Genomic DNA, 16,176 nt, shown 5'->3' with positions numbered 1-16,176 from the left:
CGATGACCCACACCATCGCTCCTTCCGCCGTGCTGCAGGCCAACGGCGTCACCGCCCGCTACGGCACGCGCACCGTGCTGCACGGGCTCGACCTCGAGGTGCAGGCCGGCGAGATCTATGCGCTGCTGGGTGCCAACGGCGCCGGCAAGACCACCACGCTCAGCCTGTTCCTGGGCTTCCTGCAGCCGGCCTCCGGCCAGGTGCGGGTGGACGGCCTCGACCCGGTGACCCAGCCCGCCGCCGCCCGCAGCCGGCTGGCCTACATCCCCGAAAACGTGGCCTTGTACGAGCACCTGAGCGCGCGCGAAAACCTGAGCTACCTGCTGCACCTGGCCGGTCAGCCGGCCGAGGCGGGGGACATCGGCCGCGCGCTGGCGGAAGCCGGCCTGGACACGGCCGCCCACGACCGCCGCGTGGGCGGCTTCTCCAAGGGCATGCGGCAGAAGGTGGCCATCGCGCTGGCGCTGGCGCGGCGGGTGCCGGCGCTGCTGCTGGACGAACCCACCTCGGGCCTGGACCCCCGCGCCACCGCCGAATTCAGCCGCCTGCTGCTGTGGCTGCGGGCCCAGGGCGTGGCGGTGCTGATGGTCACCCACGACCTGCTGGGCGCGGCCGACGTGGCCGACCGCATCGGCTTCATCGACGGCGGCCGCCTGCGCGAGGAGGTAGGCGCCACCGGCAGCGAGCGCTTCGACGTGCGCGAGCTGCACAAGCGCTATGCCGCGCCCGAGGTGGCGGCATGACGGCCGCCGTGCCCGTGGCCCATGCCGCGCCGGCCGCCCGCCCGCGCCCTGGCGGCATGGTGCGCCGCATCGCCCAGGAGGAGTGGCGGCTGCTGCGCCGCGACAAGGTGGCGATGCCCGCGCTGGTGCTGCTGCTGATGCTGCTGGTGGCCGCCGCCTTCACCGCCTGGGACAGCCAGCGCAACGCCGAGGCGCAGCGCAGCCGCTACCAGGCGCAGGCGCATGAAGACTTCGAATCGCAGCCCGACCGCCACCCGCACCGCATGGTGCATTACGGTCACTTCGTGTTCCGGCCCCTGAGCCCGCTGGCCGCCTTCGACCCCGGCGTGGATGGCTACACCGGCCACACGCTGTACCTGGAAGGCCACCGGCAGAACAGCGCCAACTTCGGCGACGTGCGGCAGTCGTCGCTGCTGCTGCGCTTCGGCCAGCTCACGCCCGCCTTCGTGCTGCAGGTGCTGGCGCCGCTGCTGCTGGTGTTCATCGGCCATGCATCGGTGGCGCGCGAGCGTGAATCGGGCACGCTGCGGGTGCTGCTGGCCCAGGGCCTGCGGCCCGGCCAGCTGGTGGCCGGCAAGCTGCTGGCGCTGGGCGGCGTGGCGGCCTTGATGCTGCTGCCCGCTGCGGTGGCGCTGGCGGCCATCACCGTCACCACCACGGCACCGGCCGGCCTGGCCGCGCTGCTGCTGGCCGCGCACGGGCTGTGGCTGGCGCTGTGGGTGCTGGCGGTGGTGGCGGTCTCGGCCTGGTTGCCGCGCGGGCGCGACGCGCTGGTGGCGCTGCTGGCCGCCTGGGCCTGCAGCGTGGTGCTGGTGCCGCGGCTGGCGCCGGAGGCTGCGGCATCGCTGCAGGCCCTGCCCACCCGCTTCGAGACCGACATCCAGGTGGCCCGCGAGCTGGCCGCGCTGGGCGACAGCCACAACCCCGACGACCCGTACTTCAGCGCCTTCAAACGCCAGGTGCTGGCGCAGTACGGCGTAAGCCGGGTGGAAGACCTGCCCGTCAACTACAAGGGCCTGCTGGGCATGGAGGGGGAGCGGTTGACCAGCGAACTGTTCAACCGCCACGCCGCCGAGAGCTTCGGCCGCCAGGCCACGCAGCTGCAGTGGGTGGACCGCTTTGCGCTGCTGAGCCCGGTGCTGGCGCTGCGCCGCGTGTCCATGGCCGCGGCCGGCACCGACCTGGCCAGCTACCGGCGTTTCGTGGAGCAGGCCGAGCAATACCGCTACCGCCTGGTGCAGGCACTGAACCAGTTGCAGGCGGAGAAGGTGCAGTTTGCGCAGGACAAGTCCACGCGCGACGTGCGCATCGGCCGCGAGCACTGGCACGGCCTGGCCGACTTCTCCTTCACGCCGCCGCCGGTCGCCGATGCGCTGCGTCGGGCCGCGCCCGCGGCCGGCGTGCTGCTGGGCTGGGCCGGCGTGCTGGCGCTGCTGCTGGCCGCGGCCACCCGCCGCCTGGGGAGGATGGTGCGATGAATGCCTGGACCCATGAAGCGCGCCTGCTGGTGCGCAGCCGGCCGGACGTGGCCGCGCTGGTGCTGCTGCTGGCGCTGTCCACGCTGGCGGTGCTGGCCGGCCTGCGCGAGGCGGCCCGCCAGCAGCACACGCTGGCCCACCTGGCGCAGCTGCAGCAGCAGGTGCTGCAAGACCAGGCCGCCAAGCTCACCCGTGCGGGTGAGGCGGGCACCGCCGCCTACTATACCTTCCACGACACCTGGGATGCGCCTTCGCCGGCCGCCTTCCTGGCGCTGGGCCTGCGCGATGCCACGCCCTACGTGCTGCGGGTGCGTGCACTGGCGCTGCAGGCACAGCTGCATGAAGGCGAGACCTTCAACCCCGAGCTGGCGCTGGCGGGCCGCTTCGACTATGCCTTCGTGCTGGTGTACCTGGCGCCGCTGGTGCTGATCGCGCTGCTGTACGACCTGGTGTCGGGCGAGCGGCGTGCCGGCCGGCTGGGGCTGCTGCTGGCCTTGCCTGGCGGCAGCGGGCGCGGGCTGTGGCTGCGCCGCGCCGGCTTGCGCGCGGGGCTGGCCCTGGGCGGGCTGCTGCTGCCGGTGCTGATCGCGGCCCTGTGGCAAGGCATGCCGGGGCTGCTGCTGGCCGGCGTGGTGGCGGCCACCACGGCCTATGTGCTGTTCTGGGCTGCGCTGTCGGTGGTGCTGGCCACCCGCATCGCCAGCCCGGCCGCCAGTGCCACCGCGCTGGTGGGCGGCTGGGTGCTGCTGACGCTGCTGCTGCCCACGCTGGCCAATGCGGTGCTGGCCCGCGCGGTGCCGGTGCACCAGGGCGTGGACCTGATGCTGGCGCAGCGGCAAGCGGTGCACGGCGGCTGGGACGAGCCGCGCGAGGCCACGCTGCAGCGCTTTTTCAGCGGCCATCCGCAGTGGCAGCACAGCACGGCGCTGCCCGCCGGCTTCAGCTGGAAGTGGTACTACGCCTTCCAGCAGCTGGGCGACGAATCGGTGGCTGAAGCGTTCCAGGCCTACCGCGCCAGCCTGCTGGCCCGCCAGCAATGGACGGCCCGCCTGGGCTGGCTGCTGCCCGGCGTGGGGGTGCAGACGGCGTTGCACCGCCAGGCCCAGACCGACCTGCAGGCCCAGCTGGCCTACCAGGACGACATCGCCGCCTTCCATGCGCGGCTGCGGCAGTACTACTACCCCTACCTGTTCGACGAGCGGCGCTTCACCCGCCATGACTTCGCGGCGCAGCCGCGCTTCACCGCCAGCCCGCGGCCGGAGGATGCGGCGGCCCTGTCATTGGCCGGCCTGGCCGCGGCCGCGCTGGTGGCGGCCGCGCTGGCCTGGCGCTGGCCTACCAGGGCTGGTTGGCCGGACCGACGGTGAACTCGTTGACCGTGGTGTCCTCCGGCTGGTCGATCGCGAAGGCCACCACACTGGCGATGCGCTCGGGCGCGATGCCGTAGGTCTGGTACAGGCCCTGCATCGCCCCCAGCGTGGAAGCATCGCTGATGCTGCCCAGCAGCTCGGTGTTGATGGCCGCCGGGTAGATGGTGGTGGTGCGGATGTTCGTGCCTTCCGTCGCCGACTCCATGCGCAGCACCTCCATGAAGTTGCGCACGAACCATTTGCTGCCGCCGTACACCGCACAGCCCGGGTAGGCCTTCAGGCCCGCCACCGACGAGGTGGCGATCACCTGACCCGACTTCTGGGCGATGAAGCTGGGCAGCACCGCCGCCACGCCGTTGAGCACGCCCTTGATGTTGACGTCCACCATCTGGTGCCACTCGTGCGTCTTCATCGCCGACAGCGGCGAGACCGGCATCAGGCCGGCGTTGAGGAAGCTCACGTCCACGCGGCCGAACTCGGCCTTGGCCAGCTCCACCAGGCGGTCGTTGTCCTCCTGCCGGGTCACGTCCAGCGTGCGCCAGACCGCGGCGCCGCCGCGGGCGCGGATGTCCTGCGCGATCTGCTGCAGCCGGTCTTCGCGGCGTGCGCCCAGCACCACCCGTGCGCCCTGGCGGGCCAGCAGGCGCGCGGTGGCTTCGCCGATGCCGGAAGAGGCACCGCTGATGATGACGACCTTGTCCTTGATCATGAGAGTTTCCTTGGATGTCAGGCCGCGGCCTGGCCCGCCAGATGCTGGCGGAAGAAGTCGGTGAGCCGGTCGAACGGGATCTTGTCCAGCCGGTCGTAGAGGTCTACGTGGTCCGCGCCCGGCACGATCAGCAGTTCCTTGGGGCCGCTGGCGGCCTGGTAAGCGTCTTCCGAGTAGTAGCGCGAATGCGCGTTCTCGCCAGCCACCAGCAGCACCGGGCGCGGCGCGATCATCCCGATGTGCGCATGCATCGGGAAGGCGAAGAACGCCATCGGCGTGGTGGCCGTCCACGCGCTGGTGGAGTTGATGCTGCGGGGATGAAAGCCGCGCGGCTGCCGGTAGTAGTCGAAGAAGGCGCGCAGCACCGGGTTGGGGTTGGCAGGCAGCGTCTCGGGCAGCACCCGTGTGCCCGTGACGATGCGGCCTTGCGCATCAAACGGCAGCTCATGCAGGCCGGGGGCATAGCGGCCGCTTTCCGCATCGGCCCAGCGCTGCTCGCCCAGGTAGGCCAGCACCTGCTGGCGCTGCGCCGGCGTGTAGCCATCCTGGTAGCCGCGGCTGATGCTGCGCGACATGTCGTACATCGAGGTGGTGGCCACCGCCTTGATGCGCGGGTCGGCGGAAGCGGCCGTCAGCACCATGCCGCTGAAGCCGCAGATGCCGATGGCGCCGATGCGCTGGCGGTCGACGTTCGGCTGCAGGCCGAGAAAGTCCACCGCAGCGCTGAAGTCTTCGGTGTTGATGTCGGGCGAGGCCACGTGGCGCGGCAGGCCACCGCTTTCACCCGTGTACGAAGGGTCGAAGGCCAGCGTCACGAAGCCGCGCTCGGCCAGGGTCTGCGCATACAGGCCCGACGACTGCTCCTTGACCGCGCCGAAGGGCCCGCTGATGGCCAGTGCGGCCAGCCGGCCGCTGGCGCCCCGGGGCTGGTACAGGTCGGCCGCCAGCGTGATGCCGTAGCGGTTGCGAAAGCTCACCTTGCGGTGCACGACCTTGTCGCTGCGGGGGAAGGTCTTGTCCCAGGCACTGCCCAGCGCCGGCGCGGTGCTGCCGGCCCGGGGTGCGGCCTGTGCACCCAGGCTGGCCACGCCCAGCGTGGCGGCGGTGATCTTGAGCGCGCTGCGACGGTCCATGCCCTGCGCGCCAGGGCTTTCAAGCGGTTGGTTCATGGAGCGAATTCTGGAAATCCGCGGCCCGCTTGACTAGCTAATCAAAGCTTCTATGCTCCATTAGCCAAACTGATCAATCCGAGTGGGACACTGACGCCGTGATCAAGCGCAACCTCAACGACCTGCTGTCCTTCGTCACCGTCGCGCGCGAAGGCAGCTTCACCCGCGCGGCGGCCCTGCTGGGGGTCACGCAGTCGGCGCTCAGCCAGGCCATCAGCGGGCTGGAAGCGCGGCTGGAGATCCGGCTGCTCACCCGCACCACCCGCAGCGTGTCGCCCACCGCGGCCGGTGAGCGGCTGCTGCAGGCCATCGGCCACCGCTTCGACGAGATCGAGTCCGAGCTGGACGAGCTGTCGGCGCTGCGCGACAAGCCCTCCGGCACCGTGCGCATCACCTGTGGCGACCACGTGCTGCGCAGCACGCTGCTGCCCCGGCTGGCGCCGCTGCTGCTGGCCTACCCCGACATCCAGCTCGAGTTCGACGTGAACTACGGCTTTCGCGACATCGTGGCCGACCGCTTCGATGCCGGCGTGCGCCTGGGCGACACCATCGACAAGGACATGATCGCCGTGCCCATCGGCCCGCGGCTGCGCATGGCCGCGGTGGCCACGCCCGAGTACTTCGCGCGCCATGCGCCACCCAAGGTACCGCAAGACCTGACCGGGCACCGCTGCATCAACCTGCGCTTTCCGACGCTGGGCGGCCTCTATGCCTGGGAGTTCGAGCGCCGCGACAAGCATCTGAAGGTGCGGGTCACCGGCCAGGTGACGCTGAACAGCACGCCGCACATCGTGCAGGCGGCGCTGCAGGGCCTGGGCATCGCCTACCTGCCGGAAGAGGAATTCGCGCCGCACCTCGAAGAAGGTCGGCTGCAACGCGTGCTGGAGGACTGGTGCCCGCCCTTCGAAGGCTACTACCTGTACTACCCGCACCGCCGCCAGCCATCACCGGCCTTCTCGCTGGTGGTGGACGCGCTGCGCCAGCCGCCGGCGAGGGTGCGCAAGCGCAGCTGAGCCCCCGCCAAAAAACAAGCCCGCCCACCCCGGCCAGGGTGAAGCGGGCCTTGAAGGCGGTGCAGCGGCTGAACCGACCGGTTGCACCGATGCGGCGCCATTGGCGCCGCGGTTGTCGTTGGATGTGACCGGGCAAAGACCACCCGCCCGCCGGGCCGCCCCAAGGGCGGGTGCGCCCCCTCGGGGGGCAGCGAGCAACGCGAGCTTGGGGGTTCAGTCCTCGCGACGACGGCGAGCCAGGAACAGGATGGCACCAAGGCCACCGGCCATCAGCGCATAGGTGCTGGGCTCGGGCACCGGAGCCAGGGTCAGGTTGTCGAAGGCCACGGCGCCTTGCGTGTCCGCGAACTGGATCGAGCGGGCCAGGCCTCCGAACACCAGGCTGGTCTTTTCCCAGTTGCAGAAGGCCGTGTCGCTGCAGCCGGCGGTGGCATTGGCGTTCAGGCTCATCGAACCCAGCAGCGTGCCGGAGCCGTTCAGGCCCGAGTACACGTTGACCGTGTTGTTCAGCTGCGCGGTGGAGGCATAGAAGAACGACAGGTAGCCCGAGAAGCCGGCGGCCACGTTGACGAAGGCATCTCCGCCCTGCACGAAGGCCACGGTGCCGGCGCTGGGTGCGTTCGAGAAGTACGGGCCCAGCACGTCGTTGGTCAACGACAGCATCGGCGAGGTGAAGGACACGCCGACGTTGCTGCCCATGTGGCCGGCGCCACTGGTGCCGCCGTTGTAGAACTCGCCCACTTCGGTGCCGTAGTCGCCCACGCCTTCGAAGGTGAGGGTGACGGGCGTGGCCGCGAAGGCCGGGGCGGCACTGGCCGCAGCCAGCGCGGCGATGAGCGCAAGATGCTTCATGGGACAACCTCCTCGTGATGGTGTGGGTGCGTTTGCCGCAGTCTAGAAACCGTCTTTGACAGCTTGAAGGCGGTTCGATGACGCGATCGCGGCGTCCAGTTCCACCTGCAGTGCACGGCCGGCCACCGGGTCGGTGGCGGCCAGGGCCGCGGCCATGCGGCGCAACGGCTCGGCCGCGGGCTGGAAGTCGGGGCTGGTGCGCAGCACGGCCAGCAGCGGCTCGCGCAGCTGGGCCAGCATGTAGCGCACGTCGGCCGATGGCTTCACGTCGCGCCCCGCCTGCAGGAAGCGCTGGCGCGCCGACCAGTAGGCCGCCAGGCGGCCGGCGTCGGCGGTGCCATCGGCAGTGCCCTCGGCGGCCAAGCCCAGCACCTCCACCGGCTGCACCTGCACCGCCTGCAGCAAGGCCAGCAGCCGGTCGCGCGGCAGCGAATCGGCCAGGTAGGTGATGCGCGGCGCGGCGTAGGCCACCACGGGGTGGTCGTCGGTGTTCAGCGCCGCGCTGGCCGACCACTGCGTCAGTGCCGCCGGCCCGGCGATGAAGCTGCCCAGCACGGCCCAGGCATCGGGCAGGCCGAAGACGGCCGGCTGCACCGGCAGCGCCGCGCCGGCCAGGCGGGCCTGCACCTGCGCCACCGACCACGGTGCATCGCCCTCGCGCGCCAGCAGGCCCACCACCGGTGTGTCCAGGCTGTGGGTGGCCAGCACCATGGTGGCCTGCGGGTACACCGCCTGGAAGCTGCGCACGATGCTGCGCAGCGTGGCCAAGTCCAGCTGGTGCAGCGGCAGCCATTGGCAGAACAGGCCACCCGGCGCCAGCCGGGCCTGCACCGCGCGGAAGTGCTCCACCGTGTACAGCGCACCCGAGCCGCTGCGCGCCGGGTGGAAGTTGTCGGCCACCACCAGGTCGTAGCGCTGGGCGCTGGTGCGCACGAAGCGGCGCGCATCGGCCACCAACGGATGCAGCCTGGACTGGGGCTGGCCGTCGAACACCCGCTCGCGGAAATCGGCCGCGGCCTCGACCACCTCGGGCAGCAGTTCCACCGCGTCCACCTGCAGCGCCGCGTCCTGCGCGGCCGTGGTGGCGGTGAGGCCGGTGCCCAGACCCAGGAACAAGGCGCGGCGCGGGTCCGGGTGCATCAGCAGCGGCAGCAGGGCCTGGCGGGCATCGGCCGCCAGCGTGGCGCTGCTGCCTTCCTGCTGGCGGTTGTTGATGCGCAGGCGGGCCACGCCCTGCGCGTCTTCCACCACGCTCACCGCGGCCATCGGCCCTTCGGTGTAGCGGACGATGCGGCCGCCCTCCGGCAGTTCGACGAAGCGCAAGGGCGGCGTGGCCACTGCCAGCAGCAGGCCGGCGCACACCACGGCCCAGGCCGGCACGGTGGCCCAGGCCCGGCCGCTGCACAGCGCCAGGTAAGCGGCGACCACCAGCAGCAGCGCCGGCTTGGCGCCGAGGGCGGGCACCGCCAGCACGCCGAACAACAGCGGTGCCGCCGCCGCGCCCAAGGTGTTGAGGCCCAGGCAGCGGCCCCAGCCGATGCCCACCAGCGCCGCCTGCGCGCACAGGTGGCTGAACAGCGCGCCCATCACCAGGGTGGGCGGCAGAAAGGCCAGCAGCGCCAGCAGCGCCTCGGCCGCCAGCGGCGCGGCCAGGCTGGGCCCGGCCAGCGGCAGCAGCAGGTCCAGGGCCCAGGCCTTCAAGGCTTCAGCCCCGTAGAGCACCGCGGTGCCGGCCAGGCAGGCCATGGCCAGCGCGGCCAGCAGGCGGTCGCGCACGGTGCGGTCGTCAGCCGCCTGCGGCGATGGGCGGCGGCGCCAGCGGGCATACAGCGCCGCCCCCAGGGCGCTGCCCAGCAAGTACACCGCCAGCAGCATCGCGAAGGTATAGACGGTGTTCTCCGTCACCTGGCTGAGCACGCGCACCACCAGCACTTCATAGCCGATGCCCAGCGCGCCGGTGGCGGCCAGCAGCACGGGCAGACGGCTGCGCTGTGAGGCGTCCGCTGCCGCCTCACGCAGGGCCGGCTGCGCACGGTCGAACCACGACCAGGCCAGCACCGCACACAACAGGTTGAGCACCGCGCAGCCGGCCGCGGTGCGGGCCAGGCCCCAGGTGGGCACCGCCCAGAAGGCCACGGCCAGCACGCCCAGCACCGCGCCGGCGGTGTTGCCGGCATACAGGCCCGCCAGCCGCCGGCCGGCATCCGCGGTAGGGATCGCGCCGTCGTGCACCGGGGCCAGCACCCGTTCCATCGCCGGCAGCGTGGCGCCCATCGCGGCCGTGGCCGGCAGCAGCAGCACGAAGCTGCCGAAGAAGGCCACCGCCCACTGCCAGGCCATGCCCGGCTGCGGACCGGTGAGCGACAGCATCCCTTCGGCCGCCGGTGCCATCAGCAGCGCCAGCACCAGGCTCCAGCCGCCGATCAGCAGCTCGCAGCCGGCATACCAGCGGGCCGGCCGCAGGCTGCGGCCGATGCGCGGTGCCAGCGCCAGCGCACCCAGCGCCAGCCCGCCGAAGAAGGCGGCCACCACCGCCAGCACCGCCGCCGTCTCATGACCCAGCCACAGCGAGGCCTGCTGCGTCCACACGATCTGGTAGCCCAGCGCCGAGGCGCCGGACGCCAGCATCAGCAGCAGCGCGGCGCGCCAGCCGGCGCTCGCCGTGGCGGTGGACGACGGCACGGGACGTGCAACCAGCGTGGCTTGTCTAGGCAAGTTCACCTCAGCCGGTGAAGCCGATGCGGTAGCCCCACGAATCCAGCCGCGTGGGGATGGCGTTGAAGGCCAGGGTGATGCGCAGCTCGCCCGGGTTGGGCGGCACCGCATGCATCAGGTAGCTGGGAAACAGCACCAGGTCGCCGGGCATCGGCTCGGGGCTGATCCACTTGTCGGCGTTGTAGGGGCCGGTGCGGCTGCCTTCATGGTCGTTCTTGAACGAGAAGTCGGTGCCGCCGGGCGACTTCATGAACACGGTGCGGGCTTCGGGGTGCGTGGGCGTGAGGTAGACCACGCCCGAGATGAAGCTGTTGGCATGGTTGTGCATGGCCTGGCGGCCACCCTGCTCCAGCACGTTGACCCACATTTCCTTGAGCGACCAGCCCAGCCGCTCACCGAACAGCAGCGTGCCGAACTCGGCCAGCTTGGGCGTGAGGCGTTCGGCCACCGCCACCAGCAAGGGGCTGTCGCTGGGCTTGAGCATGCGGGTGTGCGACAGCTGGGCCGAAGCGTTGTTCTCCACCGCGGCGCGGGCCGAGAAGTGTTCGACCAGCGCCTTCACCAGCGCGGCATCCAGCGTGGCGGGCAGGCGCATGAAGGGCGTGGGAAAGAGTCCGATCACCTCGTCCATCGAGCGGGGTCCTGCGGCAGGGGGTGGGTAGGCGACGCACTCTATGGCGGTTTGAAGACAGCGGCGTGACAGCAGCGCGCGCTGCGGTGCCTGTCATGCCGGCGTCATCGGTTCGTCACGCGGCGGCCCTAGCGTCCACCCCCAAGAGGAGAGTCCGTCATGCATCACCCCATCCAGCGCCGACGGCTGCTGCGCCACGGCCTGCAGGCCGGCGTGTCGCTGAGCCTGGCCAGCCTGCTGCCGCAGGCCCGGGCCTGCGAATACTTCAGCCCCCACCTGCGCATCACCCACCCCTACACCCGCGCCACGCAGCCGGGTGAGACCAGCATCGCGGTGACGATGAAGTTCGACGAGGTGACGCGCGCCGACCGCCTGGTGGGTGTGCAGACGCCGGTGGCCGAAGGCGCCGAGATCGGGGGCCTGCTGGCCAGGCCGACGGTGGACTTCATGATCCCCGAAGGTGAAGAAACCTGGCTGCGCGAGGACCGCAGCTACCTGCGCCTGGTGGGTTTGAAGCACCCGCTGCAGGTGGCCCGCACCTACCCAATGACGCTGCTGTTCGAGCACGGCGGCCCGGTGCCCGCCACGCTGAACATCGACTACGCGCGCTTCCTCTGAAGGGCCGCCGCCCGCCGCTGGCGCGTCATCCGGTGGTCATCACCGCTGCCTAGCATCGCGCCGCCCCGCCACAGATAGCCAACACGTCAGAGGAGAGAGAGCCCCATGAAACCCGTCTTCCGCCCCGCGCCCATCGCGCTGGCCGCCATTGCCGCCCTCGGCACCACCGCCCTGGTCGCCGCACCGCAGGCCGCCAGCGCCGCCAAGCCCGCAGGCACCTACGTCACCGGCGACTTCCACAACCACACCACCTGCTCGGACGGCTCCATCTCCATGCAGAAGCTGGTGAAGAAGGTGACCGACAAGACCGACACGCCCTGGGGCCTGGACTGGTTCGTCCAGGCCGGCCACGGCGGCAGCGGCAACCGCAACTGCACGCTGGTGGAAGACGCCAGCCTGGCCACCCCGGCCTACCCGCTGAACTACGACACCAACGGCAACCTGCAAGGCCCCACCACCACCTGGCAGAACAGCAACCCCGCGGTGCAGCCCAAGGGCCGCGTCTCGGGCAATGCCCCCAGCCAGGTGATGTGGCGCTGGCAGTCGCTGCAGGAATTCCAGTACCCGGTGATGGAGTACCTGGCCGCCTACAAGAACAAGCCGATGTTCGTCGGCATCGAGACCGTGGCCCCGGGCCATGAACACGTCTCGGCCTCGGTGATCACCGGCCAGATGCCGGCCGCGCTGGACAAGGCCACGCTGCCCACCAGCAAGGGCTACACGCCGCTGGGCAACGCCACCGCATTGGCGCAGTGGGAATACTGCTTCGACCGCAACGACACCGACACCAGCCGCGGCAACACCGTGCTGGGCGGCGCCATCGGCAACAACTGGAACTGCGCCGTGCCGGGCAGCCTGAACAGCGCCAGCCCTGACTGGAGCGAGCAGGCCCAGAAGCTGGTGCCCGCCAGCGGCACCGGCACCGGCGACCGTGGCCATGCCAAGACGCTGGAAGCGCTGAAGTGGATGGTGGCCAACCATCCCAACGGCAGCTACTACGTGCCCGCCCACCTGGAGCGCGCCGGCCCGTTCAATCCGAACGGCAACAACGGCTTCAACGTCGAGCACCTGCGCAACTTCAACAACGTGGCGCCGCGCGTGGCCTTCGGCTTCGAGACGCAGCCGGGCCACGGCGCCTCGGACAACCGCGGCGAATACTCGCCCAGCCGCAACAACATCGGCGGCGTGCTGACCGACTCGGTCGGTGGCACCACCTGGGGCGGCACCGGCGTGTACGGCGCACAGGTGGGCGGCGTGTGGGACGCGCTGCTGGGTGAGGGCCGTAACTGGTGGTTCTTCGCCAGCTCCGACTGGCACAACCGCGGCAGCTTCGGCCCCGACGACCGCCGTTCGACGCAGGACTTCTACCCGGGCGAATACCAGCGCGACTACGTGATGGTGCGTCACGGCACCGACACCAAGCTGCGCCCGCAAGCCATCGTGGACGGCCTGCGCAGCGGCAACAGCTTTGCCGCCAGCGGCCAGCTGATCGACCGCCTGGCCTTCGTGGCCTGTGCCAGCTACAGCGGCATCGCCGCGCGCTCCAATGCGGCGGTGGAAAACATCGCGGTCAATGCCGCGCTGAACAACACCGACGTGGACGTGGCCGGCTGCGCCACCATGGGTGAGAAGCTGGTGGTGCGCCCCGGCGCCGAGATCGTGGTGTCCATCGTGGCCCGCGACCCGGCCGGCAAGAACTACGCGCCCTACAGCTTCAACAACCCGTCGCTGGCCCAGGTGGGCATCCAGCAGCCGCTGAACATGCCGGTGCTGGACCACATCGACGTGGTGCGCGGCATGGTCAGCGGCTACAAGCAGCCGGGCAGCGCCGGCTATGCCGGCCAGTGGCCGAACGACTGGCTGACCAACCCGGTGATGGCCAACGTGCCGGCCGCGGCCAAGAACACCAGCGCGGCGGTGTTCAAGACCTTCAACGGCGCCACCTGGACCACGGTGGCCGGCAACGCGGAATACAAGAAGATGACCTTCCGCATCCCGGCGGTGCAGGCTTCGCAGTACGTGCGACTGCGCGGCAGCAACCTGCCCGCGGCCGTGCCCTACGAGACCGACGCCAACGGCAACCCGCTGGCCGACATCCACACCAACGCCAGCAACCCGGCCAACCTGCGCATCCCGTGCACGGTGGCGGGCACCAACGTGCCTTCCAACGACGTGGTGTACACCGGCACCGCCATCGACGGCTGCCCCGCGCACCTGCCGGTGATCAACGGCCAGAAGTACGTGGCTTATGACGTGGCGGCCTGGTCGGACCTGTGGTTCTACAGCAACCCGATCTACGTGGAGGTGCAAGGCGCCACCACGGTGGCCGGCGTGAAGTGAACGCGCCCGGGGCGGCCCGGCGCCGCCCCACCTGAGTGAAGCAGACGCAGCGCGCCGCGCATGGCCCATCCATGCCGGCGCCTTGCCCGTTGAGGGCGCCGCAAGGCGCCAATGCGCATCCCAAGACCATGACCACCACCGCCCGTCCCCGCCTGCCCGCTGGCACCCCGCCCGCCACCGCGCCCCGCGCCCCTGGCGTCCTGTCGCGCTGGCTGCGCGAGCCGCTGCTGCACTTCGTGCTGATCGGCGGCGCGCTGTTCGCCGTCGACCACTGGCTGGTGTCCCAGGCGGACGATCCACGCACCATCGTCATCACCCGCGAGGTGGACGACGAGGCCCGTGCGCTCTTCAAGTCGTCGCGCGGCCGAGAGCCCAACGAGGCCGAGTTGAAGGCGCTGCGCCAGGCCTGGCTGGACAACGAGGTGCTGTACCGCGAAGGCCTGGCGATGCAGGTGGACCGCGGCGACAAGGCCATGCGTGAGCGCGTGATCTTCAAGGCCTTGAGCGTGGTGGAGGCCGACGTCAAGCAGCCGCCCTTCGACGAGAACACGCTGAAGGCCTACTTCGAATCCCACCGGGCCCAATACGACGAGCCGGCCCGCTTCGATTTCCAGGAAGCCGTGCTCACCGACAACAGCGAAGCCGCCAGCCGCGCCTTTGCCGATGCGCTGAATGCCGGCAACCCCGGCAACACCGAAGCCGGCCTGCGTGTGTTCAAGGGCCGGCCGCACGGCAACCTGGTGGACACCTACGGCGCCGACTTCGCCAAGCTGCTGGAAGCCGGCCCGGTGGGCAGCTGGCGCGCCTTGCCCACCCGCGACGGCTGGCGCGTGATGCGCCTGGAAGCCACCACGCCGGCCAAGCCCGCCGACTTTGCACTGCTGCACGGCGTGGTGCTGCAGGACTGGACCGACCAGGTGATGGCCGAACGCCGCACTGCCGCCGTGCGTGCGCTGGGCCAGAAGTACACCGTCAAGCTCGAAGCCGGCACGCCATGAGCATGCTGCAACGCCTTCTGCGCCCACTGCTGCCCGCCCTGCTGGCGGTGCTGGCCCTGCTGGGCCCCCTGCTGCCGCGCAGCGCCCAGGCCCATGAGATGAGCATGGCCGAGATGGAGCTGCGCGAGACCGCCAAGGGTGAGTTCCTGTGGAACTGGACGGCCCGCGAACGCGGCAACAACGACGACCTGAAACCCGTGTGGCCCGGCAGCTGCGCCGCCGACGGCAACCTGCTGCGCTGCGGCCCTGGCGGCATGCAAGGCGCCTTCACCATCGAAGGCGTGGGCCAGCGCTACTCTGCCGCCATCGTCAGGGTGGTGTGGCTGGACGGGCAGAGCCGCGTCTACACCCTCACCAGCAGCCAGCCCACGGTGCAGCTGTACGGCGCCGCCAACGACCCGCGCGGCATGGGCGAGATCGCCACCGCCTACGGGGTGCTGGGCGTGGAGCACATCCTCAGCGGCTTCGACCACCTGATGTTCGTCATCAGCCTGCTGTTCCTGGTGGGCTTCAACAAGCGGCTGGTGGCCACCATCACCGCCTTCACCTTCGCGCACAGCCTGACGCTGGCCAGCAGCGCGCTGGGCTGGCTGACCCTGCGCCCGCCGCCGGTGGAAGCCACCATCGCGCTGTCCATCCTGCTGGTGGCCGGCGAGGCGTTGCACAACCGCCAGACGCTCTCGCGCCGCTGGCCGGCGCTGGTGGCCTTCTTGTTCGGGCTGGTGCACGGGCTGGGCTTTGCCGGTGCGCTGCAGCAGATCGGCCTGCCCGAGAACCACCTGCTGGTGGCGCTGCTCACCTTCAACCTGGGTGTGGAAGCCGGCCAGCTGATGGTGGTGGGCCTGGCCTTCGTGGCGTGGCGTGCGCTGCACCGCTTCGCGCCCTTCCGCCAGGCGCGCACGCCGGCGCTGTACGGCATCGGCGGCGTGGCGGCCTACTGGGCCATCGGCCGCATCGTCAGCATCCTGGCCTGACCGCGTGAAGCATGGCGGGCCCATGCTGCAACACCCGTGGCCGCAACGGCTGCGGGTGCTGCTGCTCGCCTGCCTGATGGTCGCGCTGCCGCTGTACGGCAGCAGCGCCGCCACCTTGAAGCTGCTGGGGCCGGTGCACCGGCATGCGGGCGCCGTGGCGCACGACCCTGCCCCACCACATGCCCACGCCCATGCCCACCCCCATCACCACACCGGCTGGCAGCAGCACCACCACCACCCGCATGAGCCCGGGCTGGTGACGGCCGGTGCCGGCAGCCATGCGGCCGACACCGCCGCCGACGAAGCCGCCGCCGGCAGCGCCATGCTGCCGCTGGCGCCGGCCTATGGGCTGCGGCTGCCGGCCACTGCGGCACGGCGGCGCCCCTGGCCCCGCCCTCGACGCGCCGCCTGGAAAAACCGCCCGGCGCGGCGCCTCGAGCGCCCGCCACAGGCCTGTTGAGCCTGGCCAGGCGCCGCCTGGCCCGTTCTTCACCGCCTTCAACCAGGCTGCCGGCCGTGCATCCGCCGGCGGCCGGGCCGCGTATGGCCCGAACACTTTCAGTCGC

At 71.1% G+C, this 16,176-nt stretch carries 14 protein-coding genes; 9 read left to right on the top strand and 5 right to left on the bottom strand.

Features of this window, described 5'->3' with window-relative positions; genetic code table 11:
• Positions 1–2 precede the first annotated feature (2 nt).
• From MW290_RS10290 to MW290_RS10280, 3 genes are read left to right on the top strand one after another with little or no spacing between them, the layout of a single operon-like run.
• Entirely contained in the window at positions 3–743 is a 741-nt protein-coding gene (locus MW290_RS10290; protein WP_250194571.1) for an ABC transporter ATP-binding protein, read from the top strand.
• Positions 740–2,221 (top strand): ABC transporter permease, encoded by a 1,482-nt coding sequence (locus MW290_RS10285; RefSeq protein WP_250194570.1) that lies wholly within the window; start codon positions 740–742, stop codon positions 2,219–2,221. The genes MW290_RS10290 and MW290_RS10285 overlap by 4 nt, the downstream gene beginning before the upstream one ends.
• The gene (locus MW290_RS10280; protein ID WP_250194569.1) at positions 2,218–3,588 is read left to right on the top strand and encodes a DUF3526 domain-containing protein; all 1,371 of its coding nucleotides are present in this window, start codon (positions 2,218–2,220) and stop codon (positions 3,586–3,588) included. Before MW290_RS10285 ends, MW290_RS10280 begins: the two co-directional genes overlap by 4 nt.
• Here MW290_RS10280 and MW290_RS10275 read toward each other — a convergent pair.
• Positions 3,557–4,300 (bottom strand): SDR family oxidoreductase, encoded by a 744-nt coding sequence (locus tag MW290_RS10275; RefSeq protein ID WP_250194568.1) that lies wholly within the window; start codon positions 4,298–4,300, stop codon positions 3,557–3,559. The genes MW290_RS10280 and MW290_RS10275 overlap by 32 nt on opposite strands.
• A 17-nt stretch (positions 4,301–4,317) precedes the next feature.
• On the bottom strand, positions 4,318–5,469 hold the full coding sequence (locus MW290_RS10270; RefSeq protein WP_250194567.1) for an alpha/beta hydrolase: 1,152 nt from the start codon (positions 5,467–5,469) through the stop codon (positions 4,318–4,320).
• A 98-nt stretch (positions 5,470–5,567) separates the two neighbouring features.
• Between MW290_RS10270 and MW290_RS10265 the strand changes: the two genes are divergently transcribed.
• Positions 5,568–6,482, top strand: a complete 915-nt coding sequence (locus MW290_RS10265) for a LysR family transcriptional regulator (RefSeq protein ID WP_250194566.1) — start codon at positions 5,568–5,570, stop codon at positions 6,480–6,482.
• 213 nt (positions 6,483–6,695) lie between these two features.
• Here MW290_RS10265 and MW290_RS10260 read toward each other — a convergent pair whose 3' ends face one another.
• From MW290_RS10260 to MW290_RS10250, 3 genes are read right to left on the bottom strand one after another with little or no spacing between them, the layout of a single operon-like run.
• On the bottom strand, positions 6,696–7,334 hold the full coding sequence (locus MW290_RS10260) for a PEP-CTERM sorting domain-containing protein (protein WP_250194565.1): 639 nt from the start codon (positions 7,332–7,334) through the stop codon (positions 6,696–6,698).
• Positions 7,335–7,376: 42 nt separating this feature from the next.
• A complete protein-coding gene (locus tag MW290_RS10255) occupies positions 7,377–10,049 on the bottom strand; it encodes a fused MFS/spermidine synthase (protein WP_250194564.1) in 2,673 nt (890 codons plus the stop codon).
• 7 nt (positions 10,050–10,056) lie between these two features.
• Entirely contained in the window at positions 10,057–10,680 is a 624-nt protein-coding gene (locus MW290_RS10250; protein WP_250194563.1) for a putative 2OG-Fe(II) oxygenase, read from the bottom strand.
• Positions 10,681–10,839: 159 nt separating this feature from the next.
• Here MW290_RS10250 and MW290_RS10245 point away from each other — a divergent pair, with 159 nt between their 5' ends.
• From MW290_RS10245 to MW290_RS10225, 5 genes are all read left to right on the top strand, one after another.
• The gene (locus MW290_RS10245) at positions 10,840–11,298 is read left to right on the top strand and encodes a copper chaperone PCu(A)C (RefSeq protein ID WP_250194562.1); all 459 of its coding nucleotides are present in this window, start codon (positions 10,840–10,842) and stop codon (positions 11,296–11,298) included.
• A gap of 105 nt (positions 11,299–11,403) precedes the next feature.
• Positions 11,404–13,638 carry a hypothetical protein gene (locus MW290_RS33040; RefSeq protein WP_259373441.1) on the top strand — a complete coding sequence of 745 codons (2,235 nt, stop codon included), beginning with the start codon at positions 11,404–11,406 and terminating at the stop codon, positions 13,636–13,638.
• A 128-nt stretch (positions 13,639–13,766) separates the two neighbouring features.
• The gene (locus MW290_RS10235) at positions 13,767–14,636 is read left to right on the top strand and encodes a peptidylprolyl isomerase (RefSeq protein WP_250194561.1); all 870 of its coding nucleotides are present in this window, start codon (positions 13,767–13,769) and stop codon (positions 14,634–14,636) included.
• A gap of 2 nt (positions 14,637–14,638) precedes the next feature.
• The gene (locus MW290_RS10230; protein WP_250194560.1) at positions 14,639–15,610 is read left to right on the top strand and encodes a HupE/UreJ family protein; all 972 of its coding nucleotides are present in this window, start codon (positions 14,639–14,641) and stop codon (positions 15,608–15,610) included.
• Between the two features lie 22 nt (positions 15,611–15,632).
• Complete coding sequence (locus tag MW290_RS10225) at positions 15,633–16,070, top strand: hypothetical protein (RefSeq protein WP_250194559.1); 438 nt, start codon at positions 15,633–15,635, stop codon at positions 16,068–16,070.
• Positions 16,071–16,176 lie beyond the last annotated feature (106 nt).

The organism is Aquincola tertiaricarbonis, from assembly GCF_023573145.1.
Taxonomy (GTDB): Bacteria; Pseudomonadota; Gammaproteobacteria; order Burkholderiales; family Burkholderiaceae_C; genus Aquincola; species Aquincola tertiaricarbonis_B.
The sequence above is the reverse complement of the archived record's forward strand: the minus strand, read 5'-3'. Positions and strand labels throughout refer to the sequence as shown.

Coding starts and splice junctions, on each gene's coding strand:
- MW290_RS10290 (WP_250194571.1), top strand. CDS start 3: ATGACCCACACCATCGCTCCTTCCGCCGTGCTGCAGGCCAACGGCGTC.
- MW290_RS10285 (WP_250194570.1), top strand. CDS start 740: ATGACGGCCGCCGTGCCCGTGGCCCATGCCGCGCCGGCCGCCCGCCCG.
- MW290_RS10280 (WP_250194569.1), top strand. CDS start 2,218: ATGAATGCCTGGACCCATGAAGCGCGCCTGCTGGTGCGCAGCCGGCCG.
- MW290_RS10275 (WP_250194568.1), bottom strand. CDS start 4,300: ATGATCAAGGACAAGGTCGTCATCATCAGCGGTGCCTCTTCCGGCATC.
- MW290_RS10270 (WP_250194567.1), bottom strand. CDS start 5,469: ATGAACCAACCGCTTGAAAGCCCTGGCGCGCAGGGCATGGACCGTCGC.
- MW290_RS10260 (WP_250194565.1), bottom strand. CDS start 7,334: ATGAAGCATCTTGCGCTCATCGCCGCGCTGGCTGCGGCCAGTGCCGCC.
- MW290_RS10250 (WP_250194563.1), bottom strand. CDS start 10,680: ATGGACGAGGTGATCGGACTCTTTCCCACGCCCTTCATGCGCCTGCCC.
- MW290_RS10245 (WP_250194562.1), top strand. CDS start 10,840: ATGCATCACCCCATCCAGCGCCGACGGCTGCTGCGCCACGGCCTGCAG.
- MW290_RS33040 (WP_259373441.1), top strand. CDS start 11,404: ATGAAACCCGTCTTCCGCCCCGCGCCCATCGCGCTGGCCGCCATTGCC.
- MW290_RS10235 (WP_250194561.1), top strand. CDS start 13,767: ATGACCACCACCGCCCGTCCCCGCCTGCCCGCTGGCACCCCGCCCGCC.
- MW290_RS10230 (WP_250194560.1), top strand. CDS start 14,639: ATGCTGCAACGCCTTCTGCGCCCACTGCTGCCCGCCCTGCTGGCGGTG.
- MW290_RS10225 (WP_250194559.1), top strand. CDS start 15,633: ATGCTGCAACACCCGTGGCCGCAACGGCTGCGGGTGCTGCTGCTCGCC.